The sequence below is a fragment of the Synechococcus sp. WH 8016 genome, from assembly GCF_000230675.1.
Lineage (GTDB): Bacteria > Cyanobacteriota > Cyanobacteriia > PCC-6307 > Cyanobiaceae > Synechococcus_C.
The window spans coordinates 173,778-198,531 of sequence record NZ_AGIK01000002.1 but is presented as its reverse complement, the minus strand read 5'-3'; the positions used below and the strand labels follow the sequence as shown (position 1 = coordinate 198,531).

Annotated in this window: 24 protein-coding genes; 20 read left to right on the top strand and 4 right to left on the bottom strand. The window is 52.5% G+C overall.

Annotation, left to right across the window (positions count from 1 at the left end; translation table 11 throughout):
- Positions 1-169: 169 nt before the first annotated feature.
- From SYN8016DRAFT_RS14505 to SYN8016DRAFT_RS16025, 16 genes are all read left to right on the top strand, one after another.
- Entirely contained in the window at positions 170-1,246 is a 1,077-nt protein-coding gene (locus SYN8016DRAFT_RS14505) for a glycosyltransferase (RefSeq protein ID WP_371212442.1), read from the top strand.
- Positions 1,243-2,241, top strand: coding sequence for a class I SAM-dependent methyltransferase (locus SYN8016DRAFT_RS14500; protein WP_006853813.1), 999 nt, complete (start codon positions 1,243-1,245; stop codon positions 2,239-2,241). Before SYN8016DRAFT_RS14505 ends, SYN8016DRAFT_RS14500 begins: the two co-directional genes overlap by 4 nt.
- Before the next feature lie 6 nt (positions 2,242-2,247).
- Positions 2,248-3,366 carry a glycosyltransferase gene (locus tag SYN8016DRAFT_RS16035; RefSeq protein ID WP_006853812.1) on the top strand — a complete coding sequence of 373 codons (1,119 nt, stop codon included), beginning with the start codon at positions 2,248-2,250 and terminating at the stop codon, positions 3,364-3,366.
- Between the two features lie 207 nt (positions 3,367-3,573).
- The gene (locus SYN8016DRAFT_RS07825; RefSeq protein ID WP_006853811.1) at positions 3,574-4,590 is read left to right on the top strand and encodes an FkbM family methyltransferase; all 1,017 of its coding nucleotides are present in this window, start codon (positions 3,574-3,576) and stop codon (positions 4,588-4,590) included.
- 1,784 nt (positions 4,591-6,374) lie between these two features.
- Positions 6,375-7,484, top strand: coding sequence for a glycosyltransferase (locus tag SYN8016DRAFT_RS07820; RefSeq protein ID WP_006853809.1), 1,110 nt, complete (start codon positions 6,375-6,377; stop codon positions 7,482-7,484).
- Positions 7,481-8,611: a glycosyltransferase family 4 protein gene (locus tag SYN8016DRAFT_RS07815; protein ID WP_006853808.1), complete on the top strand. Its 1,131-nt coding sequence runs from the start codon at positions 7,481-7,483 to the stop codon at positions 8,609-8,611. Before SYN8016DRAFT_RS07820 ends, SYN8016DRAFT_RS07815 begins: the two co-directional genes overlap by 4 nt.
- Before the next feature lie 84 nt (positions 8,612-8,695).
- Positions 8,696-9,289 (top strand): methyltransferase domain-containing protein, encoded by a 594-nt coding sequence (locus tag SYN8016DRAFT_RS14495; protein ID WP_159098315.1) that lies wholly within the window; start codon positions 8,696-8,698, stop codon positions 9,287-9,289.
- 172 nt (positions 9,290-9,461) lie between these two features.
- Positions 9,462-10,622, top strand: a complete 1,161-nt coding sequence (locus tag SYN8016DRAFT_RS07810) for a glycosyltransferase family 4 protein (protein ID WP_006853806.1) — start codon at positions 9,462-9,464, stop codon at positions 10,620-10,622.
- Positions 10,580-12,007 carry a hypothetical protein gene (locus tag SYN8016DRAFT_RS07805; RefSeq protein ID WP_141561430.1) on the top strand — a complete coding sequence of 476 codons (1,428 nt, stop codon included), beginning with the start codon at positions 10,580-10,582 and terminating at the stop codon, positions 12,005-12,007. The genes SYN8016DRAFT_RS07810 and SYN8016DRAFT_RS07805 overlap by 43 nt, the downstream gene beginning before the upstream one ends.
- Entirely contained in the window at positions 11,979-13,082 is a 1,104-nt protein-coding gene (locus SYN8016DRAFT_RS07800; RefSeq protein ID WP_159098314.1) for a glycosyltransferase, read from the top strand. The genes SYN8016DRAFT_RS07805 and SYN8016DRAFT_RS07800 overlap by 29 nt, the downstream gene beginning before the upstream one ends.
- Positions 13,083-13,248: 166 nt before the next feature.
- Positions 13,249-13,827: a WcaF family extracellular polysaccharide biosynthesis acetyltransferase gene (locus tag SYN8016DRAFT_RS07795; RefSeq protein WP_006853803.1), complete on the top strand. Its 579-nt coding sequence runs from the start codon at positions 13,249-13,251 to the stop codon at positions 13,825-13,827.
- A gap of 647 nt (positions 13,828-14,474) precedes the next feature.
- A complete protein-coding gene (locus SYN8016DRAFT_RS07790) occupies positions 14,475-15,260 on the top strand; it encodes a glycosyltransferase (protein ID WP_253909828.1) in 786 nt (261 codons plus the stop codon).
- Entirely contained in the window at positions 15,164-16,153 is a 990-nt protein-coding gene (locus tag SYN8016DRAFT_RS14250; RefSeq protein WP_159098313.1) for a hypothetical protein, read from the top strand. The genes SYN8016DRAFT_RS07790 and SYN8016DRAFT_RS14250 overlap by 97 nt, the downstream gene beginning before the upstream one ends.
- A 589-nt stretch (positions 16,154-16,742) precedes the next feature.
- Positions 16,743-17,732 (top strand): glycosyltransferase family 4 protein, encoded by a 990-nt coding sequence (locus SYN8016DRAFT_RS07775; protein ID WP_006853798.1) that lies wholly within the window; start codon positions 16,743-16,745, stop codon positions 17,730-17,732.
- Positions 17,732-18,427 (top strand): hypothetical protein, encoded by a 696-nt coding sequence (locus SYN8016DRAFT_RS16030; protein ID WP_006853797.1) that lies wholly within the window; start codon positions 17,732-17,734, stop codon positions 18,425-18,427. Before SYN8016DRAFT_RS07775 ends, SYN8016DRAFT_RS16030 begins: the two co-directional genes overlap by 1 nt.
- A 1-nt stretch (position 18,428) precedes the next feature.
- Positions 18,429-19,643 carry a UDP-N-acetylglucosamine 4,6-dehydratase family protein gene (locus SYN8016DRAFT_RS16025; protein ID WP_371212441.1) on the top strand — a complete coding sequence of 405 codons (1,215 nt, stop codon included), beginning with the start codon at positions 18,429-18,431 and terminating at the stop codon, positions 19,641-19,643.
- A 112-nt stretch (positions 19,644-19,755) separates the two neighbouring features.
- Here SYN8016DRAFT_RS16025 and SYN8016DRAFT_RS07765 read toward each other — a convergent pair whose 3' ends face one another.
- From SYN8016DRAFT_RS07765 to SYN8016DRAFT_RS07755, 3 genes are read right to left on the bottom strand one after another with little or no spacing between them, the layout of a single operon-like run.
- Positions 19,756-20,370, bottom strand: a complete 615-nt coding sequence (locus SYN8016DRAFT_RS07765; protein WP_006853795.1) for a HipA domain-containing protein — start codon at positions 20,368-20,370, stop codon at positions 19,756-19,758.
- A 54-nt stretch (positions 20,371-20,424) separates the two neighbouring features.
- Positions 20,425-20,868: a TA system VapC family ribonuclease toxin gene (locus SYN8016DRAFT_RS07760; RefSeq protein ID WP_006853794.1), complete on the bottom strand. Its 444-nt coding sequence runs from the start codon at positions 20,866-20,868 to the stop codon at positions 20,425-20,427.
- On the bottom strand, positions 20,865-21,107 hold the full coding sequence (locus tag SYN8016DRAFT_RS07755; protein ID WP_006853793.1) for a hypothetical protein: 243 nt from the start codon (positions 21,105-21,107) through the stop codon (positions 20,865-20,867). The genes SYN8016DRAFT_RS07760 and SYN8016DRAFT_RS07755 overlap by 4 nt, the downstream gene beginning before the upstream one ends.
- A 299-nt stretch (positions 21,108-21,406) precedes the next feature.
- On the opposite strand from SYN8016DRAFT_RS07755, the gene SYN8016DRAFT_RS07745 reads away from it, so the two are divergent.
- The 3 genes from SYN8016DRAFT_RS07745 (at position 21,407) to SYN8016DRAFT_RS07735 (ending at position 23,971) form a co-directional block, all read left to right on the top strand.
- A complete protein-coding gene (locus SYN8016DRAFT_RS07745; RefSeq protein WP_006853792.1) occupies positions 21,407-21,652 on the top strand; it encodes a CopG family transcriptional regulator in 246 nt (81 codons plus the stop codon).
- Entirely contained in the window at positions 21,652-22,098 is a 447-nt protein-coding gene (locus SYN8016DRAFT_RS07740) for a TA system VapC family ribonuclease toxin (RefSeq protein ID WP_006853791.1), read from the top strand. The genes SYN8016DRAFT_RS07745 and SYN8016DRAFT_RS07740 overlap by 1 nt, the downstream gene beginning before the upstream one ends.
- Positions 22,099-22,216: 118 nt before the next feature.
- Positions 22,217-23,971 (top strand): SLC13 family permease, encoded by a 1,755-nt coding sequence (locus SYN8016DRAFT_RS07735; RefSeq protein WP_006853790.1) that lies wholly within the window; start codon positions 22,217-22,219, stop codon positions 23,969-23,971.
- On the opposite strand, the gene rimM is transcribed toward SYN8016DRAFT_RS07735, so the two are convergent.
- Positions 23,968-24,531 (bottom strand): ribosome maturation factor RimM, encoded by a 564-nt coding sequence (rimM, locus tag SYN8016DRAFT_RS07730; RefSeq protein ID WP_006853789.1) that lies wholly within the window; start codon positions 24,529-24,531, stop codon positions 23,968-23,970. The genes SYN8016DRAFT_RS07735 and rimM overlap by 4 nt on opposite strands.
- 36 nt (positions 24,532-24,567) lie before the next feature.
- On the opposite strand from rimM, the gene SYN8016DRAFT_RS07725 reads away from it, so the two are divergent.
- Complete coding sequence (locus SYN8016DRAFT_RS07725) at positions 24,568-24,750, top strand: NAD(P)H dehydrogenase subunit NdhS (RefSeq protein ID WP_038014116.1); 183 nt, start codon at positions 24,568-24,570, stop codon at positions 24,748-24,750.
- The last annotated feature ends 4 nt before the right edge of the window (positions 24,751-24,754 follow it).

Sequence of the window (24,754 nt, the reverse complement as noted above, 5' to 3'; positions counted from 1 at the left end):
GGAGATCTTCATTCATCAACTGATATCCGCGCAGCTTCGCCTTAACCCTTCTTTGAGGTTGCTTTGGGCGGCCCACAACGTTTCCACTTTTTCAGCTGATCATTCTCTTAAATTTTCTTTGGAGCTCCACCAATGTCTCCTCCCTGCAGTCCATTCTGGCGGGCGCGTCATGCAAGTTGCATCTACCGCTCTTAACATCCCAGGTTTCAAACAGTTACTAGATGATTTTAAGCCTGATGTTGTACACCTTCACTCATTTAGCGATCGCTGTGGGCTCAGTCATGCTTATGCTGCAAAAGCTGTTGGGGCACAGCTTGTAGTTTCTGTGCATGCACCAGGCTTCAGCTGTATGAATGGCACCTTGATCGATGCTAGCGGCAAAATTTGTGATGGAGTTCTTCGTAAACGGCGTTGTACTCGTTGCCGCCTCCATTACGCCGGTCTACCGCGATGGCTAGCAGCTGCGGTAGCTTTGCAGGGGGGGTGGCCAATGTCTGCTGAGACTCCCGGAGCTTGGGCTCATGTTCTAACCTGGAAACAATTGACTGGTGAATTTCATGCCGCCTGGCAAGAGTTAACTTATCTTGCAGATTCTATTTTTGTTCTTGCAGCTTGGAGCCGAGATGTACTCCTTCGTCAGGGTATTGCAGCTGAGAAAGTTCATCTGATCCGCACGGCAGGTCCTCCACCATTGTTGCCTCGTAAGCGAACCCCCATGCAGGATGGTATTTTGCGCTTGGTTTATTGGGGGCGTTGTCATTCAGTTAAGGGTTTGCATTTGGTGATTGAGGCGATTCTTGATCTGCCTCTTGATGCTTCTGTGCAAATCGATTTTTATGGACCTGATTGGAATGACACTTATGGCCAACAATTGCTTCGCCGCATTGATGGTGATCAACGCTTTCGTGTGCTAGGTCCTCTTCCTAAAGAAAAGTTGCTCCCCAAGTTGCAGACTTACGATCTTGCTGTTGTACCTTCCACTTGGCTTGAAACAGGGCCTCTTACTGTATTGGAAGCTTTTGCTGCCGGATTACCTGTTGCTGGCAGTAATTTAGGTGGAATTAAAGAGCTACTTGAGGGCGTCGACGGGTGTTTTCGATTGCCGCTTGAAGTAGTGGCGTGGCGGCGGCTTTTTATAGAGCTCATGACGAATCCACGCATTCTCTCGCGATTTAGCTCACCCTCTTCCAGACAGTTCAGTCATATTGCCAATGAAATGTTCTCTCATTATGGGTATTCAAAATGAGTACAAAAGGGTCACCAATCGCAGGATGTTGTCCTGTTTGTAAAAGTGCCGAGACGGAGTTAGTCGCTTGCCATGTATCTGAAAACTTAGGTTTTTTAGGTAATCGCTATTGCTATATTCGCTGTAATAGATGTTCGATTATTAGTCAGGATCCGCTTCCATCTTGGATTTTGCTTGATGATTACTATAAAAAGATCGATGCAAGGCAGCAAGCCAAGTATTCATCGGATTGGGGTCGTTCATTTCTGGCTAAAGTAAAAAAACACCAGCAGAGACAACGCACTATATCGCTTAAGCAATTAATTCGTTATTTTGCGACGGCAGGAGAACAACTATACCCTTATTGGGGTCAACTTAAACCAGGTCCAATTGTCGATCTTGGTGCTGGATCAGGCGGTTTCTGCATTGAAGCAGGTAGGCGCGGATTTGAAGTTTTTGGTATTGAGCAATCAAATTCTTCGGTTAGTTTAGCTAGTCAAATGGGTGTTGATTTGATTCAAGCGGATCTTGCTGCACCAGTGGCTCGCGTCTTAATAGCGAAAGCATCAAATGTTGTGATGAATCATGTCTTCGAGCATGTTTTAAATCCGGAGCAATTTTTGCTGAATCTTGAGACAACTATGAAATCTGGTGCTCGCCTAATTATCATGATTCCTAATCCTTTTTCGATTTGGCGATTTGTTTTTGGCCGGCGATGGTACGGGTGGGATCCACCAGTCCATGTCCATCATTACTCTATGAAGGCTTTGAGCGATATTCTTGGCAGAACTGGTTTTGAAGTCTTAAAGTTGCGTTCTGTTCGTCGCAACGACTCACTTTTTGCTGCGCTTAATCATGCTGGTTTTAAGCAACGCTTCTTGATTTTTCCGGCCAGAATTTTGATGATTTTTGTGATGCCAATTTTGGCTTCGATGGGACTTGGCCCCGAGCTAGTATGTATTGCAAGAGTTAGACGTGTCTCTTGTTGTGATGATAGTTCTGATTTAACCACTTAGAGGCTCATGCGTACGCGACCTCTTTTGATTGTTATAACCTCTCTTGTGGCAGAAGGTTGTCCTCAGCTTGCTTTGCAGCTCGCTTGTCATCTTAAAGAGCAGGGTCAGCCGGTAGAGCTTCTTTGTCTGCGGAATAAACCTGAGGATCTGCGGCCTGAGTTCGAATCAATAAACGTATCAATCTTTACATTGGATTTGGGTCGTGGCCTTGTCCGTTACCCGAAATTAGCTTTTTTAATTTTTAAAAGATGTTGGCATCTAAGGCCTGTGGCCGTGTTGAGTTTTCCTTTGGGATGGCATGCTTTTATCGCGTTTGGAGCACGACTTGCTGGAGTTCGGCGCGTGTGCGCTCATGTTGGTAATTTACCGCCGGTGTGGTCGGGGTATGCCTTCGTAAAAATGAAATTGCTTGTGCAACTAGGTCGGCCCTTTACGCATCGTTTGCTTTGCTGTTCCTCATATATCCGCGATGCCACAGTGCGTGATTTCAGTGTTGCCACTAGGGAGGCGCGTACTGTGTTTAATGCTTGTGACCTTCAACGGTTTGCAGTTTCAAAATGTCGCACTTTACTTCCTAATAAGCCGCCTAGACTCGGTATGGTTGCTCGGTTGGAGCAGCACAAAAATCAGCCCTGCCTAATCCGAGCAGTAGCTCTCCTACGTGATCAGGGAGTTCAGGCCGATCTCTGGTTGGTCGGTGAGGGGAGCCAGCGACCTAAGTTAGAGTCTCTGATCGCCGATCTCCAGCTGGGTTCTCAGGTGCAGCTGCTCGGCAGTCGCCGGGATATCCCTGCTTTGCTTAGTCAGTTGGATCTGTTTGTTTTTGCAGCCCGGCCTGATGAAGGATTTGGGATCGCGTTAGCTGAAGCAATGGCTGCTGGTGTGCCGATCGTGGCTACCGATGTAGGCGCCTGTCGTGAAGTACTCAATGGTGATCAGTGTGGCCTGTTGGTCGAGCCGAACAGCCCCCAGGCTCTGGCTGATGGAATCCGCCAGGCGTTGGCGGATCCAGAGGCAACCCGGCAGAGGGCCGCCGCTGCCAGAGAGCGAGCGCTGCGCGACTTCAGCGTGGCGATGATGGCACAGGCTTACGGCGAGGAGCTGGGCTTGTTCGTCGATCACTAGCAGCGACGCTGAGTCGAGATGTTTCGCTACGGGTAATGCTGTTTTATAATTCCAACTTCCAACTTGGCCCTCCTGCTCTCCGCACCTGAAGCTGATGCGCAAAATCCAAATCAGACGGCAGTCAAGCTCAAGTCGCCAGATCGAAGCCGCTTCAAATACTCCTAACTCTTTCTCTGACAACTTATTAAATTTAAAAAGTTAATTGCGATGAAATTTTTGTATCTGGTAGAACTAAAAACGATTTTAGCAAAGATCGCTAGAAAAGTTAATCGTCTAAGCTCATTCATTTTTGGAGCTACGATATGGTCAGCAATTTTAAAAACTGAATGCGGATTCAAGCTTTATAACAATATCCAGGAAAATGATTATTTGCCAAGTTCAGCGCTGAACTTCATGATCGGACTCAACAGGTATGCAGAGAGAGCGGCTCTTTACAAGCAAGGGGCTTTCATTAAAACTAAATGTAATGGTAATATCGTGCGATTACCTATATTGTCAAACAAGTCACATTGGCAGTTTTTTCAATCTTATCGCTGGCACGATCCATTTTATGCAGAACTAATTTGTATTGTTCTTGAAACCGAACAGCGAGGGGTCTTTATTGATGTAGGCGCAAATCAAGGACTGCGCAGCATCGACCCCCTGGACATTGGCTGGGAAGTACATGCTATCGAGCCCAACAAGGAGAAAATTCACTTTTTAAGCGAAATTTATAGCATTAACGAATTTAATGAAAGTTCAAGTCTCAGTATTCATGCTTGCTGTGCTGGGCCTGCAAAAGGGAGAACAGAATTACATATTGACGAATCGTCTTACTTGTCACAGGTTACTCAATGCCTGGACGGATCTTTCGAAAGTACTCATAAAATTTTATGCGATATGAATACGGTCGCCGACATTATTCGAGATTGCGAGATTAAACCATCACGGGTTGTTGCAAAGATTGACACAGAAGGATTTGAGATCGAGGTCATTAAAGGCATCAATGACTATTTAAGCCAATTTAAGGCGCTTTTTGTGGAGCTCAACCCTCGAAATACAAGCTTGTTCCTTGAGTTGACAAAATCCGCAGAAGAGTGCTTATGGATCGACAATAAAAATTATAAGCTTGTCGACCTGAGAAAGAAGCCTCCGATGCATCAAGTCGATGTTATTGTCATAAACAGACTTTCGGCGATGACCCTGTCTAAGTTAGAACAGTTTTCAGAAAAACGTAAGCCTTGAAATCCGTATTTGAAAGACAAGCAGAGGTCTAATTCTTATTTTTGCTATATTTATTATGTAAGCATTGTGTCTAAAGTGGCCACCTCACGAGCCACTTGCTTTTGTATTTGATAAAGACCGATTTATCCGCTTTTTCCATTCCGATCGTCAAGGCCAATCGCTATTTGCTCTCCATGCAGCAGGCGTGAACGACATGAGTTATCACGAAAAGTAGGTTTCGCGTCACTCAATCAACAAGTTTCTGTTTCCCAGCGGCCTCAACGCTTTTGGTCTAGCGGCAGCACTGCCATTTATTTATCCTGCCAAGGCCGAAGCGGCCTCTTTATCATCAAAGGAGTCGGCTCGATTTTGCCGCTCAAAGGATCCACTCATGATTCTCATCGGCATAAATACCTGTTTAGCGGCAGTTTGGCATGAATAACAAGGCTACGGACTTGTATAAACGTGCCCAAGTTCAACCTTTGTTTATACCATTGTTCCTTCCGTCAAGTGTTCTGGAAGAGTCTCAACCCCCTTGGCCTTCTATCATCATCTGTGCCGACTCCAGAGTTGCTCCGGAATTGTTTTCGATACTGCGGCTGGTGATTTGTTTGTCGTGCGCAGCGCAAGTAACACACTTTTTAATGAGGGATTTGTCTCGCCCGAGTTTGACGGTTCTGTCTAAAAAATTCCCTTGATTTTGGTTTGAGGTCAGGGCAACTGTGGCGCTGTTTGCGCCGCTCGCACGAGTTATTCACCCATACCACTGTTGATCAGCTCATCAACCCGATTTAAGCCAACTTGGTTTCATGGGGCACTTTTATGACCGCTATCGAGGCCAACGCCCAAGTGGCCGCTTAACAGCTCACGATACGCAGAGATGTTTTGGCCAAGGTTGTTCAAGCGAAATAGCTTCAGATAGAAGACGGGTGTTTCCACATTGCCTATAGCATAGGCTCTATCCTATAAATTGCATTGAGCTCTATACTTGAATTGTTGTTGTTGTGAGATCGGATACATAAACAGGGTCAATACAGCTGATTAAACTGGTTATTTTGGCCTACGTACGTTCAAATATTCTTTCCAGATTCTTGCAATAACTCGTACGTCATGGTTACTTTGTAGAGACATCAGCAAGATGAATCGTAAGTAAAAGAGCATGATCAAGAATTAGGAATGCAGCGGGATTCTGAGATCTTTGGCTTTTGTTTGAATTGCCAAACAGCCTTGGCTGGAATCAGTAAGGGACGTGCAAGCGGAGCCGATTACTTGCCTCAATGGTCTGTGCATTGGAACTGAAAGGTAAAGTCATCAACAGCAAATTTTTTACGGGTGGTATCCATAACTGTTGACCCCTTATAAACACCTTGTATTGCTTAGGCTGTCATCATCTGTTAACTAACGCTTTGCGCAGTTGAACTGCCCTTCGTCGTCGCCGCAAGACGAAATCCAATCAGTAGGGAAGCGCGTCAGACGATAAATTTAGGATTACTTAGGTTAATTCACTATTAATTCGGCTCAAAAGCCAGCTCCGAACCTGTAAGAAATTTTAGCGAAATCGATATGTAATTTGCGTTTCTTGTGTTTAAGGTGGCGTCCGAGTCCCTTTAAAGCGTGGTGTGAATCTTCCCTTGCAAGTGGAGTTGTTGTCAATCAGAGCCTGCCAATTCTATGCAGGCTTTGCACTCTTTTTTCGAATTGCTGACTCCAGTTGGTAATGATTGATTGACGTGACTTCCGCGAGTGCTCACAGAAACTCTTTTTTGGGTAAAAAACCAGCCCGAACAACTTTGGTAAATAAAAAAATGAATGGTAAGTCTGCTTCGGTTTGTGTTCACGTATTGGCCACCTTGTCTGAAGGTGGAAACGAGGTATTGGCTCGAACGCTGATCCGAAATTGGTCAGTTGATCAAAAACATGTTATTGCGATTATTGGGCGGCAGGATGGCCCCATGCGAGCTGATTTCGAAGCACTCGGCTCGCTGAATTTCTTGCCGGCTGGCTGGCCTGTGAGTTGGTCCAAATTGAAATTAACTTGGAACTGGTTGGGAGAAGTGCAGCCAGAATTCATTGTCTGTTACACCTTTAACATTCAAGCTTCGCTGCTGTGTTGGTTGGCCAATATTCGCGGGGTCAAAAGGGTTGTAATGCGAGTTGGAAATCCCCCACCTGATACTTCCAGAGATCGCCGTCGGTGGCGTTGGTTGATTCGCTTGTGCAGGTGGTCTTACGTACCGCTGATAAGTTGCTCGAAAGCTGTGCATGATCAACTTTCCATTCTTGCAAGGCTGCCTGAAGGATCCCGCCCGATTTTGAATGGTTGTGATGTTTCTGGAATCTGGGCGCGTTCCCAAGCTTGCTGTGTTGAACGCCCTCCTGGTGATTTGAAGCGAGTGCTGATGGTGGCTAGACTCGACCCAATAAAGGATCAAGCCACCCTGCTACGGGCCTTTGCCGCCACCAGTCCCGATGGTTGGCAATTGCAGCTGGTGGGCGAAGGTCCTGATCGCGTTTTGCTTGAAGGGCTGGCCCGCGATCTGGGGCTGGTTCCATCGCAGGTTTTCCTTGGCCGCCGCAGCGACATTCCTGAATTGCTCGGCCAGGCGGATCTGTTTGCCTTCTCCACCACCTTTGCAGAGGGCTTTGGGATTGTGCTGATCGAAGCAATGGCAGCTGGTTTGCCGATCATTGCCAGCGATGTGCCCGCCTGCCGTGAAGTGTTGCGGGATGGTGCCGCCGGCGAGTTGCTGCCGTCCGGTGATGTGTCGGCTTGGGCAGAGCGCTTGGAGGGCTTGATGGTTTCTGCCAGTCAACGTGATGCCCTTTCTGATATGGCGCGTTCCCATGCGAATCGTTACGACATCCGCATCACTGCGGAGCGGTGGTGCCGGTTGTTGAGTGCTGAATCGTTATGACTCCTCGTTACTTGGTCTGTTGTGGCGATGCCACCGATATCGCTACGTGGAGCAGTACTCCTTATTTCCTTCTGCAGGCAGGCCTAAAGCAGAAGCTGCTCTGCGGCGGTCTTGATCTACACCCCAAACACCTGAAGCTCCAACGTCGGCTCTGGAACCTCAAGCAATTACTCATTACTGGCAAGGCTGGTGGTTATCAGTACAGCTCTGGCTTCACCAAAACCCTCCTGGACCAGGCCCTTCTAAAGCCTGATCAAAGCCTACGTCTGCTAAGTCATTTCCCCCTGCTGCCATGCCACCCCTGGCCGTCGGCCTGGCGTGTTGATTTCTACATCGATGCCACTACCCACCAAGTGTTTGATCACTACGGCAGTGGTAAGCACCTGGCTGCTGGATATCGCCGCCAAGTGTTGGAGCGGGAACGTAATGCGTACCTGCAAGCCGGCTCGATCGTGTGTATGGCGCAATGGTCCGCTGATTCGGTGATCAACGACTACTGCATTGATCCTGCCAAGGTGCATGTGGTTCCCGGCGGAGCCAACATCGATGAGATTCGGCTTGCAAAGCTGCCGCTCGGGCCGCCACCAACAGCGCCGTGTGTCGAACAGCCCCTGCGCCTCGGCTTCCTTGGCAAGGAGTGGAAACGCAAGGGAGGCCCTTTCCTGCTCGAACTCGCAGACGCCTTGCAGCAAAAAGATATTCCCACAGTTATCCGCGCAATCGGCCCCGATCCGTCTTCTTTACCAGCACATCCGGCCCTGCAGCCCCTAGGCTTCATTGACAAACAATCAGACACCGTCCGCTTCATAGCTGAGCTTCGCAGTTGGCATTTCGGTACACTTTTTTCTGAAGTCGAAGCTTTCGGTATCTCCAACCGAGAATGTTTGCGATTAGGTGTTCCAGTGCTTGCCCATGATGTCGGAGGCATTAATTCCACCCTGCCTTTTTCCGCTTGTGGCCAATTGTTCAAATCTCATCCCAGTCCAGTTGAGGTTGCTGAGTGGATAGCTGTAAAGCTTTACAATTATACGAACTATCTCGCGTGGAGAGCCGAGTTGGCTACGCATTATCAAGAGTTCACCTGGGAACTCTCGGTGCGAAAGCTATCTAAAATAGTTTTAAATTAATTTATGTCTTATTATCAGAAAGTTCAGTTCGGTTGTGGCCTTTGTGCTCCCGCAGGTTGGCTTAATCTGGATTCCACCCCCACATTGTTGCTCGCTCGGTTGCCGCTGTCCCGTTCAATAGCTTCAATTTGTCTGAAGTCTCGTCTCGCAGAGTCGGGAAGCAGCAACTGGCAAATACTAAATAATCTGAAAAATACGCGCGCTCGTTACGGAGATATCATTCGTGGTTTGCCTCTGCCTAGTGGAAGTGTGCGTCAACTTTATTCAAGTCATGTAATTGAACATTTGCCTCTTGCTGCCACGCAAAAAGCACTTAGGGAATGCCATCGCCTGCTGGCCTCCGATGGTCTCTTTCGCTTGGTTGTTCCAAATCTGCGTTATTTTATTGACAGATATGTTTATGCCTCAGATCATGATCACGACATCAAAGCGGCTATTTCTTTCTGTCTAGATAGCGGCATGGGCAGCCCTGCCTGGGGTCCGCTTTGGGGTCGCATTCGCGGAGATCGCCACCACCTAATGCACGATGCCTCCTCCATATCTTCTCTTCTTCGGGAAGCAGGCTTTTCCGATGTACGCCCTGCTAAGTATGCCGATAGTAAGTATGACTTTTCTGCAGTAGAAACTCCAGAACGCTGGTGCGAGCCTGAGAATATTGGTTTTGAATGTCGCCGCTGAGATCAATTTCACCCTCTTCGAGGTGGCTTCGAGTTTTGCTGATATTTTTTATGGCAAATTCCTCCGGATTTGGTTTATCGAAAACTTTATGTATAACTCAAGTGTGCATGATCGGTTTTTTCTAGGATGGCATAATTGAAAGATACTGTATACGATAAATTTTTTCTATAGAATGCAGTGCTGTTTATTAGCCCTCCATCGGGTTGGGCCCTATCACCATTCCCGTTTTCAGGCCGCTTCGTATCTGATCGATTTACACGTGTTGGAAACCCGTCCTGAATCGCAGGAATATCCTTGGAAGTTTCAGGCTGAAGCTTTTTATGGCCTGCATCAGCTCAGCGGGCAGCCCACTCCAGAGGCCGATGCAGCTTGTAGCGTTCTTGATCAACAGCTCGATGCACTGCTGGATCGCTTGCGACCAAAGGTAGTGATAAGTGTTGGCTGGGCTGACCGCGCTTATCAAAGGTTGCTGATCGCATGCCACAAGCGCCGCATCCCGGTGGCGCTTGTGAGCGACAGCCGCCAGCGCGATAAACCCCGCGATGGGGGTAAAGAATGGCTCAAGCGCCAACTTCTGCGTGGCTATTCTTCCGCATTTGTAGCAGGCAGAGAAAGCTACGCCTATCTCATCAAACTAGGGTTTCCCTCTGATTTGATCTGTCAACCTTGGGATGTGGTGGACAACGACCTTTTCGCTGCTGTGTCAACCCAGCATGTGTCTGAACCCTCTACACGCCCTCATTTTCTCTGCGTCAGCCGCTTCGTTAAGAAGAAAAATCATCGTGGTCTTCTCGCTGCCTTCGCCGCCTACCAGCGTCAGGGTGGTGCCTGGGGCTTGAGGCTGATTGGTTCTGGACCACTTGAACGAGAATTGCGCCATGCCATCTCTCAATTGCCTCATCCTGATAGCGTCACACTTCAGCTCTTTCAGCAGTTATCTGATCTAACAGCTAGCTATGCCCAGGCTTCTGCATTTGTACTTGCTAGCAGTACAGATCAATGGGGCCTAGTTGTCAATGAAGCTATGGCGGCAGGCCTCCCTTGCCTGGTGAGTATCTATTGCGGCTGTGCTGTGGATCTGATTGACCATGGCCGCACCGGTTGGTCCTTTGATCCCCGCGATCCGCAGGCTCTAGCTGCATTGATGCAGCTAGCCGAGCGTCAATCACCGCTGGAGCGGGCTGCCATGCAGCAGGCTGCACGCGAGCGGCTTGACGGCTTTTCCCTGCGGGTCTTTGTTGAGGGTATTCAATTGTTGTTGCAATATTCCTGCGATAATCCTCGCTGGTCATGGCGAGCCGCCTTGTTGGCCGATTTTCTTTCTCATGTCTGATGCTTGGTTTTGAACTTCTAGATTTCAGTGAGTTTTTACTGGTTTTTGCACTTGTGGGGCTCTTTGCTATGGAGATTTTGCAGGCCTTCCGTTCGCGATCTTTCCTGCAAGTTTATCGACCAACTATATTTGTTGCCGTAATTTTGTCATACTATGTTTTGTTTGCTCCATTGCAATCTTTGGCGCTTGGTGAGGGATTGTTTTACCGCGGTTTAGATCATCGCGATGTAGTCATTTGGGGTTGGCTTGGAGCGCTTCTCTTTTATGGTTTTCTACTCCTTGGCTTCTACTTCAAGACGGGATTGCCACGCCAAAGGCGGGCGACAGTTCATGTTTCTTCTGAGCGAATATATAGGTTGGGTAATCGCCTTTGTCAGATTGGTCTGTTGATGTTTGTCCTAGTAACGGGCTGGCGTGTTTTGGCTCTTCTAAATCCTTTTTTTGCAAATCAGTATTTTGAGAGCAGGTCTAGTGAGACTGGTATAGATGTGGGTGGTCTATCCAACTATTTTCTTTATTCAATCAATCTTCTTATACCTGGAATTTTGTTGCAGGTTGCTGCGTTGGTGAAGCAACGCAAGCATTTTTGGTCTGTTATTAGCTGGCTATTTATAGCGTCAAGTGTATATATCTCTCTTGGCTTCCGCTATCGCATTGTCCTGTTAATCGTGCCTATTTTTCTTTTGTGGTATTTGGCTCGCTTGAAACGACCTAATATTTCTATTCTAGCAATCTTTTTGGTTGGTTTCATTCTTTTTAATGGGTTTATAGGTCTGACCCGCACCTATGGAAAAGGTCTCGATTTTTCGAGGCTTGATCAACAACTAAACTTGTTCAGTTTAACAAATACTGGCGTCAGTGAAACTGGAGTTTTTCTTGCTTCGTCTGGGGTGATGGCAGAGACTCCCGGTCCTGGCTCTCCATTTGTTGGGTTGCAACCTTTAGTTGCGGCTGTTCTTTTCCCAATTCCTAGGGCAATATTCCCCTCAAAACCTGATGCAAGTTATTATCAAAATGCTTTGCATTCATTTTATGGTGGAAGAGTGTATATTCAAGGTGCTGTTATTATTAATTATGCAGAATATTACCTTGTAGCAGGATTTCCGTCATTAATTCTAATTAGTTTTTTTCTCGGCTTGATGCTGCGTAAGCTTTGGAATTGGTTTTTAGTTCGATCTGGGGAACCGTTGGCACAGTGTGTTTATTTGTTAACAGCTTCGTATCTGTATGTAGTGGTTTCAAGAGGATATTTCCCGCAGGTATTGTTTTTATTTGTTTTTTCGGTTTTTCCTTTGTTTTGGTTGTATCGCATAAACTCCAAGCCTGTAAATGTTATTGCAGTTTCTTCAGTGCTTAGTGATCATTCATCTCTCCCACGCGGCTAATTCCAGCGATGGCGGTATCGCTACTGCGGTGCAATCCCTAAGCGCTGCTCAGCATTCGATTGGGCTTAATTCCACATGGCTCACTGCAGATCGTTTTGAACCACGCCAGCGAGATCGAGCAATAAGCCGTGCCGTGCTGGCTGCTTCTCCGCAATTGGTTCATCTCCACGGCCTTTGGCGTAGCCCCACACGTGTCGCATCCCGCACAGCTGGTTTGCCTCTGCCGCTGGTGATCGCTCCTCATGGAATGCTTGACTCAGGGGCTCTCGCTATCTCCCGTTACAAAAAGCAACTTGTTTGGCACCTTTGGGAGAAGAGAGCATTGGAGTCATCTCGTTGTTTGCATGCACTTTGCTCGGCAGAAGCCGCTGCAATACGTGTGCTCTTGCCTCGAGTGCCTATCGCCGTTATTCCTAATGGCGTGGAACTGCCGAATGCATCGGATGCAGTAGCGAAATGTTTGCCACCTTGGGATGGAGTGATACCTGCCGGGGAGTCAGTGATGCTTTTTCTCGGTCGCTTTCACCCCAAAAAGGGCTTAGATCCCTTGCTCAAAGCTTGGCAGGCCGTGATCCCTGCTGCCAAGCGACATCGTTACTGGCTGGCCCTTGTGGGATATGGCGACGATGGTGCCTTGGCCCGTCGCGTAGCAGAGGCACAGCAGCGCGGCGAGTTAGAGCGTTTACATGTCTTTGGTCCGGTATTCCGTGCACAGAAGGCAGCCGCTCTTTCAGCCGCCACAACCTTTGTGCTCCCTTCTTTTTCTGAAGGTTTGCCTATGGCGGCTCTGGAGGCCATGGCATATCAGCGACCGTGCATACTTACCGAGGCCTGCAACCTGCCCGAGGCGTTCCAAGTTGGTGCCGCGCTACGTGCCGAGTCCAGTCCTTCTGATTTAGCAGCGGTTCTTGAGCGTTGTTTTAAATTGAGTTCAACTGAGCTTGCTGCGATGGGGCATGCAGGTCAATCTCTTGTTCGTATTAGTTTCAGTTGGAGTCAGGCTGCTGCTGATACTCATGAGCTCTATTCATGGGTTCTGGGTGGAGGAGAGAGACCATCATTCGTAAGAAATTAAAAGTAAAATATTTCTTTTGAATTTTTATAGCTTCCGCATTCTGTGATTTTTGATGTTGCTTTTGTCTATGAAGCATAATATGCAAAATCCTCAGGGATTTTGATAATTGTCCATTTGGCTTAACTATTTTTGAAGGCGATTTCTTCGGTTGAATTAATCTGTTATTATGGCTACAGAAATGGATCAATTAATACAAGATCTCCGTAACTATCGCACACCGTCTGGCTGGCATCCTGGTGCCCCCATTTCACGGCAAATCCTGTGGTTCTGCGTCGGGTCGCCCTTGCTCAGTGCCCGTTGGCTGCCCGGCTCCGCATGGCGTGTGCTGTTACTGCGAGCCTTTAGAGCTCGGATTGGCGCGGGCTGCCGAATCAAGCCCGGACTCCGGGTAAAGTTCCCTTGGCGCCTTGTTGTGGGTGAGGCCTGCTGGCTGGCCGAAGACGCCTGGCTTGATAACCTCGCCACTATAACTCTCGGTGATCGCGTCTGCCTTTCTCAGAGTGCTTATCTTTGCACCGGCAATCACAATTTCCACTCCCCTAGCTTTGAGCTGCGCCTTGGTCCGATCACCATTGGCAGTGATGCCTGGATCGCAGCCTGTGCTGTGCTTGCGCCCGGCACCGATGTCGGCCCTGGTGCAGTGGTGGCCCTTGGCGCCGTCGTCAGTGGTATCGTGCCTGCTGGCGCGATCGTGCGCGGCAATCCGTCTGTGGTGGTGGGTGAGAGGATCTCTCGCTCTGTTTGATCAATTAAGGATTAAAAATCAAGTCAATTTTCAGGTATTGCATTCATTTTTATGAAGAACTAGTTTGCGATAATCAATAATTTTTAATTGATTGATTATTGCTTCGGCGTCTGGCTGCATGTATTTTTATCAAAAAAATTTGTATTGATGCCTGCCAGATTCTGTCAAAATAGCAGGGTTTTTATGTTTGGAAAATTTCTTTGGCTGGGGGCAAGATTCCCAGTAACTGCTTAGAAAGCAATTGCCGACTACGGGCTGAATCGAAGTGATTTTTACTGGCCCCGATCTTTTCATCTGCTAAAAAATATAGTTATTAATAGACTTTTCTTGATTCAGGGAGCAACTCCTCAAGGGGTTCGAGTGGTTGCTGCGAGTGCGCTGTGAATCTCAGGATTTACAGGTTTTAGTAGCTATGCAGACAGGGCAGGTTGTAGAACTGAGTAATAGACTGCCCCTTGCTGTTGCTTAGTTTGTTTAACGCCTGTGTTCGCCGATGGTTGACAGCATTATTCTTGCTATATCGCAAATGCATTCGGTCCGGCTTCACACCATGTATTTCGATTTTCAGGGCCTAAAGGAGTCGCGCACATCTCTTAACACCGTTGATGCCCTTTCGTTTGAACACTAATAGGCAGGATCCCTCGCTGTTGATCGCCGTTCCGACGCTCAACTCTCACGCCCTACTCCCGCGTTTGCTGCATTCTTTGCAGCAGCAGAGCTGGCCACACTGGCAGTTGCTTTTTATCGATGGCCCCTCTGGCGTTGAGCACCGCCAGTGGCTGATGCAGTGCTGCGCAGGAGACCCACGTTGCCGATGGTTGGAGCAGAACTCAGATGAGCCTGGAATCTTCGGAGCGATGAACCAGGGTTTTGCCGAAGCCTCTCCTGGCGATTGGTTGCTGTTCTGGGGCTCTGACGACTGGGCCGCCGCCCCCACGGTGCTGGCCCGCGTGGCGGCTTCTCTGCAGCAGGCGGCAGCCCAGGGCGTTACAGCCGATCTGTTGGTATGCCGTGGTCGTTATGTCGATGCCGCAAGCGATAGTCTGACCCGCCCTACGGCGTTTAAGTCCGCTGGCTGGCTCAATGCGTCTGGCTATCGACGGGCCCTGCTGCTTGGGGCTACTCCCCCACATCAGGCCACCCTCTTCGGTCCGGGTGCCCGCCGCCGCATGCCGCGCTACGCCCCTGGCTTTCGCCTCTCGGCCGACCTCGATTACTTCTTGCAGCTGAGTCGCTCGGTTGAACTGGTTGTGCAGTGTCTCGATCTAGAGCTGGTGCACATGTCTGCCGGTGGTATCAGCGGCCAGCAGACGCATCGCCGCCTCCAAGAGGTGCGTTGCGCCTATCGCCGCGCTTTCGGTTGGTGTTGGTTCTTCCCGTTTCTTCTGCGCTATGTACGTCGGCTGGTGAGTCTGTTGGAGCGCCACTGCTGATGCAGCTTCATCTCTTTGGCGCTGCTACTCCCACAGGTGAAGCCTTTGGCCACTGCGCTGCCCTTGTTGAGCCGAGCTGGAAGCTATATGTATATTCTCGTCGGTCATTCATCCATCGTGCCGATTTCCGTGATCCCGTCGCCTTCCGCCCAGCCGGCGAATTGGGAGCGTCGGCGATCTGGATCAGCTTTGGGCCAATCTGGTTGCTTGCTCCTTTCCTCGAACAGCAGGCCCGCTCCCACCCGGAGCGAGTTAGTGGGCTGCGTGGCCTAATCGCCTGTTCCTCTTCCTCTGCTCTCACCAAACGCTACGCCGCTAACCCCTTTGACCGACATCTGGTTAGCAGCCTCACCAGCTCTGAAGAGCAGTTGCTCAGCACCTGCCGCCGCCTGGAGATTCCCTGCCGAATCCTCCAGCCCACCCTCATCTATGGCCAGGTCGGCAGATATAGCGACCGCAATCTGAGCCGTCTGCTGCAGCTTCTTCGCCGTCTGCCGCTGCTCCCCCTGCCCTCCTCCACCGGTCTTCGCCAGCCGATCCATGCCCGTCAGTTGGCGGCGGTGGCCTTCCGTATGGCTCAGCAGCTCAGTCGCCGCGATTGTGATCCTGCGCTGTCGGAGCGGATTCCTCTCGGTGGAGACGTGCCGCTCAGCTACCGCGCCATGCTCCAGGCTTTGCAGCAGGCCCAGCCCAGCGGGGATCCGGCCCGTCGGTGCTACCTGCTCCCTATCCCCAGCCGCCTGTTTTATCTGCTGATGGCGCCGCTGCTGCTGTACTCCCCCAAAGCCTTTGAAGCTGTGCTGCGAATAGGCGCTGACCTCGCTGGTTTCATCCCCAGCCATCAGCTGCTGGCTGAGCCCCCTCAGCCGTTTCCGCTGCCCGATCTGCCTTGAGCCGGCTCTCATTCAATGGCTCATATCTCGGTTGCTCTGATTATTGTCAGATCAGCCCTCAATAACCCTGCGGACCCCGGCCATAGCGACCGTGGTGCCCGTGGGGAATCTTCACCGCATCCATACCGCTAAGGAATTCCAATAGAAGTAACCCGATCAGGAGTTGTAGATAAATAAAGCCGTACTTCTGCGGCTGACCGTCAGTCAGATATGGGAGAAGGTTTAATATCTCTGGCCTATGGTTAAGCGGCTTATTGGTATAAACTATAATTTCAATGGATAACATCACTTAATAGTCGCTTGCCCTAATAGTTTGGGCAATGTGAGTGAACCTTTTAAAGGTCAAGTCCGTTGCACTGGCCTACTTTTAATCGTCTGCCGGTCTCTTTAGGTCTCATGCAATTATGATAGAGGCTTCATTGCTTCGGGGATTCTTCTTGACATCTTATATGTCTGCTGAGTAGTGATCTGAAGATTTTTTGCGCATGCAGCTCTGGAGAATTAGCTAATTTTGAAGCCTGTGAGCTTGTTCTGTGGTTGCGTCTGTGACTCCATTGAATTCTGTTGAGATCTTGCATCTATTTATTTCGTGATCACGTCTTCATTTGTGCTGCTGTTTTCGGCCATAATTAGTGGAGTGCTCCTATGGGTTTTGATTCCGCAGCTGCATGGGCGCCTTATTGATAAACCCAACGCCCGCAGCTCCCACCAGCGCCCCACACCTCGCGGAGGTGGGCTGGTCTTTGTGATCGTGGCCGCGCTCGCTAATGCTTTGGCTTTGTTCAGGGGCGTGCCGTCCGGTTCTGCCATCAGTGGTGTGGTGATGTGCGCCTTGCCCTTGGCTGCTCTGGGTTTCCTCGACGATCGTCACAATTTGGGTTCCTCTGTGCGTTTTGGCGTCCAGTTGGCCACAGCTCTGCCGTTGATGCTGCTCAGCCCTTTGGCCACAGCCTTGCCTGCAGCTGTCCCGAGCTGGTTCTTGTCATTACAGGCACTCACGCTTCTGGTAATCACCATTACTGCAGTGATCAACTTCACCAACTTCGCTGACGGCCTTGATGGCCTGGTAGCCGGATGCATGGCAGTGACCATTGCCACGCTGTCTTCTGTGTTAGATGCGCCCTGGCCGTTATGGGCCCTGGTGGGATCGCTGCTTGGCTTCCTGTTTTGGAACTGGAGCCCCTCCAAGGTATTCATGGGGGATGTGGGCAGCACCTTTCTCGGCGCGGTGTTCGCTGGCCTGGTGCTCCAGGCCTCCACCTGGCCTGAGGCGCTTGGTTACCTACTGGTGGCAACTCCACTGCTGGGAGATGCTTGCATCTGCGTACTCAGGCGTTCGCTAGCTGGTCAGCGCGTGTTCCAAGCACACCGTCTCCATCTTTATCAACGCCTCCACCAGGCTGGCTGGCCTCATGCCCGCGTCTCTCTCACATATATATCCGCTACTGCATTTTTGGCGTTTGCCCTTCTCGTCGGAGACTGGATCTTGGTTTTCGGCCTGGCTGTTTTTGAGCTGTTGGTTGGGATCTGGCTTGATCAGCGGGTAGCGGTGCCATTTTCTATGGCGTCTAAAAGCTGATGGATTCTTCATTCTCAAAAAAAGTAATAGTGGATTTGCCGCCATTACTCCGTCGGCTGCTGCTAACAGCCATTGACGCTCTTTTATTACCTTTGGCGGTGTGGCTCAGCTTCTGGCTGCGTCTAGCTCAGCCATTCCATCCCAGTTTTCAGGCTGCCAGCCTCTGGCTGCTGCCAGCGATATTGCTGTTCGGCCTGCCCTTGTACGCCTTCACTGGTCAATACAAAGGCCTAACGCGCTACGTCGGCAGCCATGCTCTCTATCGCTTAGCTGGTCGCAACGGGGTGCTTGTGCTTCTTCTGGCAATGACTGGCGTTACGTTGCGCTTGCCGATGCCGCCGCGCAGCAGCTGGATTCTGCTTTGGTTATTGCTCACCGGCATCACAGGAGCGGTGCGCTTTGCCTTGCGTGATCTGCTCTTGTCGTTGCGTTCGGTGGGCCAAAAGCAGATGGTGCGTGTCGCTATCTACGGCGCAGGTGAGGCAGGCGCCCAGCTCGCGGCTGCCCTCCGCCTAGCTGGCAACCACGAGATCGTGACCTTTCTCGATGATGCGCCAGTGCTCTGGCGGCGCACGATCAATGGCATTTCAATCCAGCCGCCTCAGGCGCTAATTGAGATCCAGGATCAGCTTGATCAGGTGTTGCTGGCAATCCCCTCAATGCCCCCGCAGATAGCGCCGACGCATCGTTGCTGAGTTGCAGCACAAGGCGATCCCGGTGTTGCAGATTCCCTCGGTTGATGACCTCACCTCAGGTCTGGCTCGAATCGATGCGCTCCGCCCCGTCGCCATTGAAGATCTGCTCGGACGCGATCCCGTGCCTCCAATACAAGAGCTGCTCGGTCCTGGTCTCCGCGATTCGGTGGTGTGCGTCACTGGCGCAGGAGGCTCGATCGGTGCGGAGCTTTGCCGCCACATTTTGCAGCTGAGCCCTAGGGCTTTGATCCTGCTTGAGAGCAGCGAACCGTCGCTCTATGCCCTAGAGCAGGAGCTGCGCCAGCTTCTGCCCTCTTCGGTGGAGTTGGTGCCGGTTCTCGGCAGCGCCGCCGATCCAGCGCTGGTGCAACGGCTGTTTGCAGACCTTGGCGTTCAGACCGTGTTCCATGCCGCCGCCTACAAACACGTGCCCCTGGTGGAAGTGAACCCGTTGGCGGGCCTCGCCAACAACGTGGGCTGCACCCGGGTGGTGTGTCAGGCCGCGGTGGTGACTGGCGTTAGCGAAGTGGTGCTGATCTCCACCGATAAGGCGGTGCGACCCACCAATGTGATGGGCGCCAGCAAGCGCCTGGCTGAGCTGGTAGTTCAGGCGTCGGCATTGGAGCTGCTTGAGAGTGCCAGGGCAGCGGGCGAGCCCCGCACCCGTTTGGCGATGGTGCGCTTTGGCAATGTGCTGGGTTCGTCGGGTTCTGTGGTGCCTCTGTTCCGCAAGCAGATCGCTGCCGGTGGGCCGATCACGCTCACCCATCCCGAGATCATCCGCTACTTCATGACGATTCCGGAGGCGGCTCAGCTGGTGCTCCAGGCCGCCACCCTCGCCCGAGGCGGTGATCTGTTCCTGCTGGAGATGGGTGAACCGGTGCGCATTAAAGACCTGGCCGAACAGATGGTGCGCCTCGGAGGTTTGTCGCTTCGTGATGCTCAGAATCCCAGCGGCGACATCGAGATTGTCTGCACTGGTCTGCGCCCCGGCGAGAAGCTTTATGAAGAACTTCTCATTGATGCTGAGTCTGAATCCACCCAACACCCCCTGATCTTTCGCGCCCAGGAACAGGCCATTCCGCCAGACGTGCTCTGGCCTCGCCTCGATGCGCTCGACGCCGCGATCTCCGCCCAGGATGTGGACGGTGCCCTTGCTCTGCTGGCTGAGCTGGTTCCCGAGTGGCAGCGGGGGGATGGGACAAGACAGCCGTGAGCCGATTTTTTGCGGGTGAATGATGCGTTTATAGCAATAAAAGGATTGCCAAAGCGCTTCTCCGTTCCCGTGGGGGCATGGCGCGATCTGCTGCCAGCGCGGCCGGCGGCTGTCAGGTGGTCAAACGCTTCAGAGTGAGTGCGCAACGCTGTTCGATCAGCGAGATGATGCGCTCCACCAGTGGTTGATCCGAATACAGGGCTTCCGTTTGCAAACCGTGGGCACAGCTTGGCAATTGCTTGGCGATCCCCGCAACGCGCTTTTTCGTCTGAGCTCCAGACAATCCTGCTGCCTTGGCCAATTGCTCCCAGTGACGCACCTGCACCTCGGAGAAGCAGTATTTGCTGCCCACTTTCATGGCCATTTTGTCGGTGAGCGTGGGATACACCGCTGTGCAAAGCAGGTCGTAAAGCGGAGCCAGGATTCCTCTCTGCTGTTGATAAAGGATCGAGAAATTCTTGGCGTGGGCGTCGTGATTACCAATTAAGGCATTGAAGATCACTGCATCCAAAAGACGGATCACTTCCGGAGCGCTGGGCCTGGTGGCTCGGCGCAGCAGTGAGAAGCAGGCCTGCAGATCAGGTCCACCCTCATTCTGATATTTGAGATCGGGTGGCACCGCCAGAGCCTGGCAGAAGTCCTCCTGATGCAGGCGTCTCCAGGCGCCATCGTCAGCTCGGCAGCGGTCGTAACGGCGCACCAGCAGGATCCGTTGATCAGCCGCCATCAGGATCCGGAGTTTGAGGCCATCACTGAGTTGGATCAGGGTTGGTTGGCTTGATTACCCACCTGAACTGAGTGAGAGCCGCTGCAGATCGCCGAAGCGTTCGAAGTCGCGATCAAAGCTCACCAAGCGCCAGCCGTTGCTGATGGCCAGCGCTGCAAGGTAGGCATCGGTGCAAAGGCGGGCCTGGAGATTGCCCTCGCGCATCAGTTGGTGGAACACATCCCAGCCATCGCTGGCTGGTGTCGCGAAGCTCACCCCTGGTTGTTGGCACAAGGCTTGAAGGAGGGCAGAAGCCTCATGCGTGGTTTTAACGGCTGGGCCCATCAGCTTGGGTTGGCTCAACAGGCGCACCAGGCCTAAGGCCGTGACCGTGCAGAAGTGCACTTGCTCAGCAGCCTGTTGCTCCCAGTAGTTCAGAGCTGGCTGATGATGGAAATGATTCGGGGTTACGAGTGCGAGCCATACGTTGAGATCCGGGAGATCTGCGTTGCTGCTCATGGCTCGAGCAGATCAAAGAGGTCTGCGTTGCTAGTGGTGTTGGAATCAAAAGCAAGCCAGCCCTCAACCTTTGGGAGCTGGCTGGCAGAGCGCGTTGTTGGTCTCGCGCTGTGGGTTGGTGCCATGAGCCCTTGTTCCACGTAGCTCTGCAACAGCTGCTTGAGTGAGATCTGTTCACTGGCGGCCCTGGCTTTGAGCCGCGCAAAGAGAGGGTCGGGTAACTCCAGGGTGGTCCGCATCGCTCTTTGAGATCTTGATGCGCATATTAATGCGCATCACTAGTTGTGTTGTTATTTGCATGCCTATTGGCTCTCTTTTTTTCGATCTCTGATCGGCTTGATTGATTTTCAAGACTGCTGCAGTTGGCCTGTGAAGGTGTTCGCTGATGTTGGTTCGCCTGAGGGTGGTGTCTCTGTTCAGGCTGGTCTCGCGGAGTCGGGATGTGGCGAGGATGAAGCAGTATTCGTCTCGCTTGAGGAGCGTTGGATGACTTCGTCTTGCTGCTTCACTTAAAATGATGCTAGATGCGTGATGTTTGATGCGCACCACTCTCCAGCTTGATGACGATGTGCTCGCCGCAGCGCGTGTATTAGCTCGCCAGCGTCGCCGTTCTGTTGGTGATGTCATTAGCGACTTAGCCAGGCAGGCCCTATCCAGGTCAGCAGACGGAGGGTTGCAGGTCGTTTTGGAGCAACGCTCTGGATTGCCGCAATTGCCCGTGAAAGCTTCTGGTGGCGTTGTTGATCTGGAGCGTGTGAATCAGTTGCGCGATGAAGAGGCTTGATGGCCGATCGGATTGCTTTGCTGGATGTGAATGTGCTGATCGCTTTGATCGATCCCAGGCACGTGCACCACGAGCCATCCCACCGCTGGTTTCAGGCCCATGGCCGCCATGGCTGGGCGACGTGCCCCCTCACTCAAAACGCGCTGTTGCGGATTCTCGGGAACCCGCGTTATCCCAACAGCCCTGGCGGGCCTCTCGTTGTGATGCCATTACTCCAAGAACTGCTTGCCCACCCGACCCATGTTTTTTGGCCTGATGCGTTGTCCTGGGAGGCCGCTGGAGTCTTTGAGGCAGAAGCACTGCTTCACCACGGGCAGATCACGGACACCTACCTGCTAGCTCTCGCCGTGCATCACCGAGGAAGGCTTGTCAGCTTTGACAGGCGTCTGAGCCCTCGTGCTGTACGCGGAGGAGAAGAAGCGCTGCATTTGATTGATCCAGGCTGATGATCTTTAGAAGGGCATGGATTCCGTTATCAAGCCTCCCCACTCTGCTCGCCTCAGCCAGTAGCTCAATGCCCGATGCTGAAGTTGTACTTGTACTGCTGATCCCAGTGAGGCCGTCTTGAGCGCCCTGATTACCTTGCTGCTCTTGGGATTGGCGATTGCCTGCTTCATCGGTGGTTGGCTGGCGCCTGAGCTGGTGGCCTTATTGGCTGCAGGCCTGCTGATGGCCACAGGGGTGCTCACACCAAATGAGGCCTTGGCTGGTTTTGGTAGCCCTGCTCTGATCACCCTGGTGGGTTTGTTCGTGCTCTCCAATGGCTTGCTGCACAGCGGAGCATTGGATCGTTTGCGCGAATTGTTGGCATCGCCGCGCATCCGTAATCCCAGCCAGTTGATGCTGGTGTTTGGTTTTGTGGTGGCGCCGATTTCCGGCTTCATTCCCAACACTCCGATCGTGGCGATCTTGCTGCCGGTGGTGCAGGGCTGGTGCCGGCGCCGCGGGATCAGCCCGTCGCGGGTTCTTATGCCTCTTTCGTTTGCCACCTTGATCGGTGGCACGATCACCCTGATTGGCACCTCCACCAGCTTGCTGGCCAGTGATTTGGTGTCACGGTTGGGCTATGGCTCCTTTGAGCTGTTTTCCTTCACCGCCATCGGTATTCCCGTGTGGCTGATTGGTGCCTGTTATCTGGTGCTAGCAGGGCGCTTCTTGCCCGATCGCGGCGATCAAAGCGACGACAACCTCCAAGCGCTGAGCCGTGATGGCTACCTCACGGAGGTGGTGATTCCGCAGCGCTCTCCTCTTTGTGAGGTCACCCTGCATGAGAGCAGGCTGCAGCGCCGCTTTGATGTGGATGTGCTCGATGTGCACCGCGACGGCCAACGCCTCCAGCCCCCTCTGGCTCAATTGCGCTTGCAAGCATCTGATCGCTTGCTGTTGCGCTGCAGCCGCCAGGAGCTGTTGCGCTTGCAGCAAGACCGGATGGTGGATTTAGCCGGCACCCTTCTCGCCGAAGAGCTTCCCCACATCCGCCATGCCGAAGTGTTGGTGCCGGCCGGCTCTTTGCTGGCCGGTGCCACGCTGCGTGAGCTGCGCTTTCGCCAGCGTTTCAATGCCACGGTGCTCGCGGTGAACCGTGCCAACAGCACCCTGCGCGATCGCCTAGGACGGGTGGTGCTGCGCGAGGGAGACATGCTGCTGCTGCAAGCTCCGCTTGATGCTCTGCGAGGACTGCAGCAATCCAGCGACTTGGTGGTGCTCGATCAGCTCGACGACGATCTGCCCTCGACCCACCGCAAGGGTTTGGCGATCAGTGTGATGCTGGCTGTGTTGCTGCTTGCCGGCTTCCAAGTGATGCCCCTGGTGGCGGCGGTGCTCGTGGGCGTGGGGGTGCTGGTGATCGGCAAATGTCTCGATGCCGGAACGGCGCTGCGCTCGATTCGCTGGGATCTCTATCTGCTGCTGGGTGGCCTGTACAGCTTCAGCGTGGCTTTGCAGAAAACGGGACTGGCCGATCAGGCGGCCTCAAGTTTGCTCACGCTCTTGCAGCACAGTTCCGCCTACGTGTCGTTGTTGGTGATCTATGCAATCACCTTGGTGGCCACCGAACTGCTCAGCAATGCGGCCGCCGTGGCCCTGGTGTTGCCGATCGCCGCTGCTGTGGCCACCGGCTTGGGGCAGCCGCCGATGTTGTTTGCCACCGCTGTGGTGTTTGCGGCTAGCCAGAGCTTCCTCTCGCCGATTGGCTACCAAACCAACCTGATGGTCTATGCCCCTGGGCGCTACCGCTTTCTGGATTTTTTCCGCTTTGGTTGGCCGCTCTCGCTGGCCTACACCCTGATGGTGCCGCTGCTGTTGCTTTGGCTGGCTTAGAGCTCCAGTAGTCCAGGCGGCGGGGTGAGCAGCAACCAGCCCTCCTCCAGCTGCACCTCCGGCACGATCGCCTCCACAAAGGGAACCAACACCGTTTTTCCGCTTTGCAGCTTGATCTCCAGCAGGTCATTGCCGCCGCTGATCAGGTTGCTCACCGTGCCGATCGGTTCATCACTTCCGGCCAAGCGCGCCTCTAAGCCCACCAGATCGAGCAGGTGAAACTCACCATCGGCCAGCTCGGGCCGGTCCTCGGCGGGCACGAGCACGGTGTGGCCAACGAGTGCTTCGGCGCTGGCCCGGTTGTTTACCCCCTTGAGACGCACCACGTAAAGGCTTTTGCCCGGCAGCTGCCGGCCTTCGAGCAGCTCCACTTCCTTGGGCGCTGATCCCTTGGCTTGCAGCCAGCGAGGCCCCGGTTCCGTGAAGCGCTCCGGGAAGTCACTGGCCGGGTTGAGGCGTAGCTCGCCCCGTAATCCTTGAGCGCCCACGAGCTGCCCCACCGGCAGCCATTCGTCTGCGCTGTTTGGTTCAGCTGAACTGGGTGACGGAGAGGAAGTCATCATTCGATAATGGATCCACGACTGCCCATTTCTCGTATGGCCTCCGCTGCACCGATCCTGCCTGGCGCCACGGTCACCGTGGTGGATGCCCGTTCGATCTATGCCGGCTACACAGGCTTTGTGCAGCGCATCAGTGGCGATCGCGCAGCCGTGCTGTTTGAAGGCGGCAACTGGGACAAGCTCGTGACGATGCGCCTGAGCGATCTCAGCGCTGCCTGACGCG

Coding starts and splice junctions, on each gene's coding strand:
- SYN8016DRAFT_RS07795 (WP_006853803.1), top strand. CDS start 13,249: ATGGCTACAGAAATGGATCAATTAATACAAGATCTCCGTAACTATCGC.
- SYN8016DRAFT_RS07825 (WP_006853811.1), top strand. CDS start 3,574: ATGAAATTTTTGTATCTGGTAGAACTAAAAACGATTTTAGCAAAGATC.
- SYN8016DRAFT_RS07760 (WP_006853794.1), bottom strand. CDS start 20,868: ATGAGCAGCAACGCAGATCTCCCGGATCTCAACGTATGGCTCGCACTC.
- SYN8016DRAFT_RS07725 (WP_038014116.1), top strand. CDS start 24,568: ATGGCCTCCGCTGCACCGATCCTGCCTGGCGCCACGGTCACCGTGGTG.
- SYN8016DRAFT_RS07810 (WP_006853806.1), top strand. CDS start 9,462: ATGCAGTGCTGTTTATTAGCCCTCCATCGGGTTGGGCCCTATCACCAT.
- SYN8016DRAFT_RS07805 (WP_141561430.1), top strand. CDS start 10,580: ATGGCGAGCCGCCTTGTTGGCCGATTTTCTTTCTCATGTCTGATGCTT.
- SYN8016DRAFT_RS16030 (WP_006853797.1), top strand. CDS start 17,732: ATGGATTCTTCATTCTCAAAAAAAGTAATAGTGGATTTGCCGCCATTA.
- SYN8016DRAFT_RS07740 (WP_006853791.1), top strand. CDS start 21,652: ATGGCCGATCGGATTGCTTTGCTGGATGTGAATGTGCTGATCGCTTTG.
- SYN8016DRAFT_RS07765 (WP_006853795.1), bottom strand. CDS start 20,370: ATGGCGGCTGATCAACGGATCCTGCTGGTGCGCCGTTACGACCGCTGC.
- SYN8016DRAFT_RS07820 (WP_006853809.1), top strand. CDS start 6,375: ATGAATGGTAAGTCTGCTTCGGTTTGTGTTCACGTATTGGCCACCTTG.
- SYN8016DRAFT_RS14505 (WP_371212442.1), top strand. CDS start 170: ATGCAAGTTGCATCTACCGCTCTTAACATCCCAGGTTTCAAACAGTTA.
- rimM (WP_006853789.1), bottom strand. CDS start 24,531: ATGACTTCCTCTCCGTCACCCAGTTCAGCTGAACCAAACAGCGCAGAC.
- SYN8016DRAFT_RS07745 (WP_006853792.1), top strand. CDS start 21,407: ATGCGCACCACTCTCCAGCTTGATGACGATGTGCTCGCCGCAGCGCGT.
- SYN8016DRAFT_RS16035 (WP_006853812.1), top strand. CDS start 2,248: ATGCGTACGCGACCTCTTTTGATTGTTATAACCTCTCTTGTGGCAGAA.
- SYN8016DRAFT_RS07815 (WP_006853808.1), top strand. CDS start 7,481: ATGACTCCTCGTTACTTGGTCTGTTGTGGCGATGCCACCGATATCGCT.
- SYN8016DRAFT_RS14500 (WP_006853813.1), top strand. CDS start 1,243: ATGAGTACAAAAGGGTCACCAATCGCAGGATGTTGTCCTGTTTGTAAA.
- SYN8016DRAFT_RS07755 (WP_006853793.1), bottom strand. CDS start 21,107: ATGCGGACCACCCTGGAGTTACCCGACCCTCTCTTTGCGCGGCTCAAA.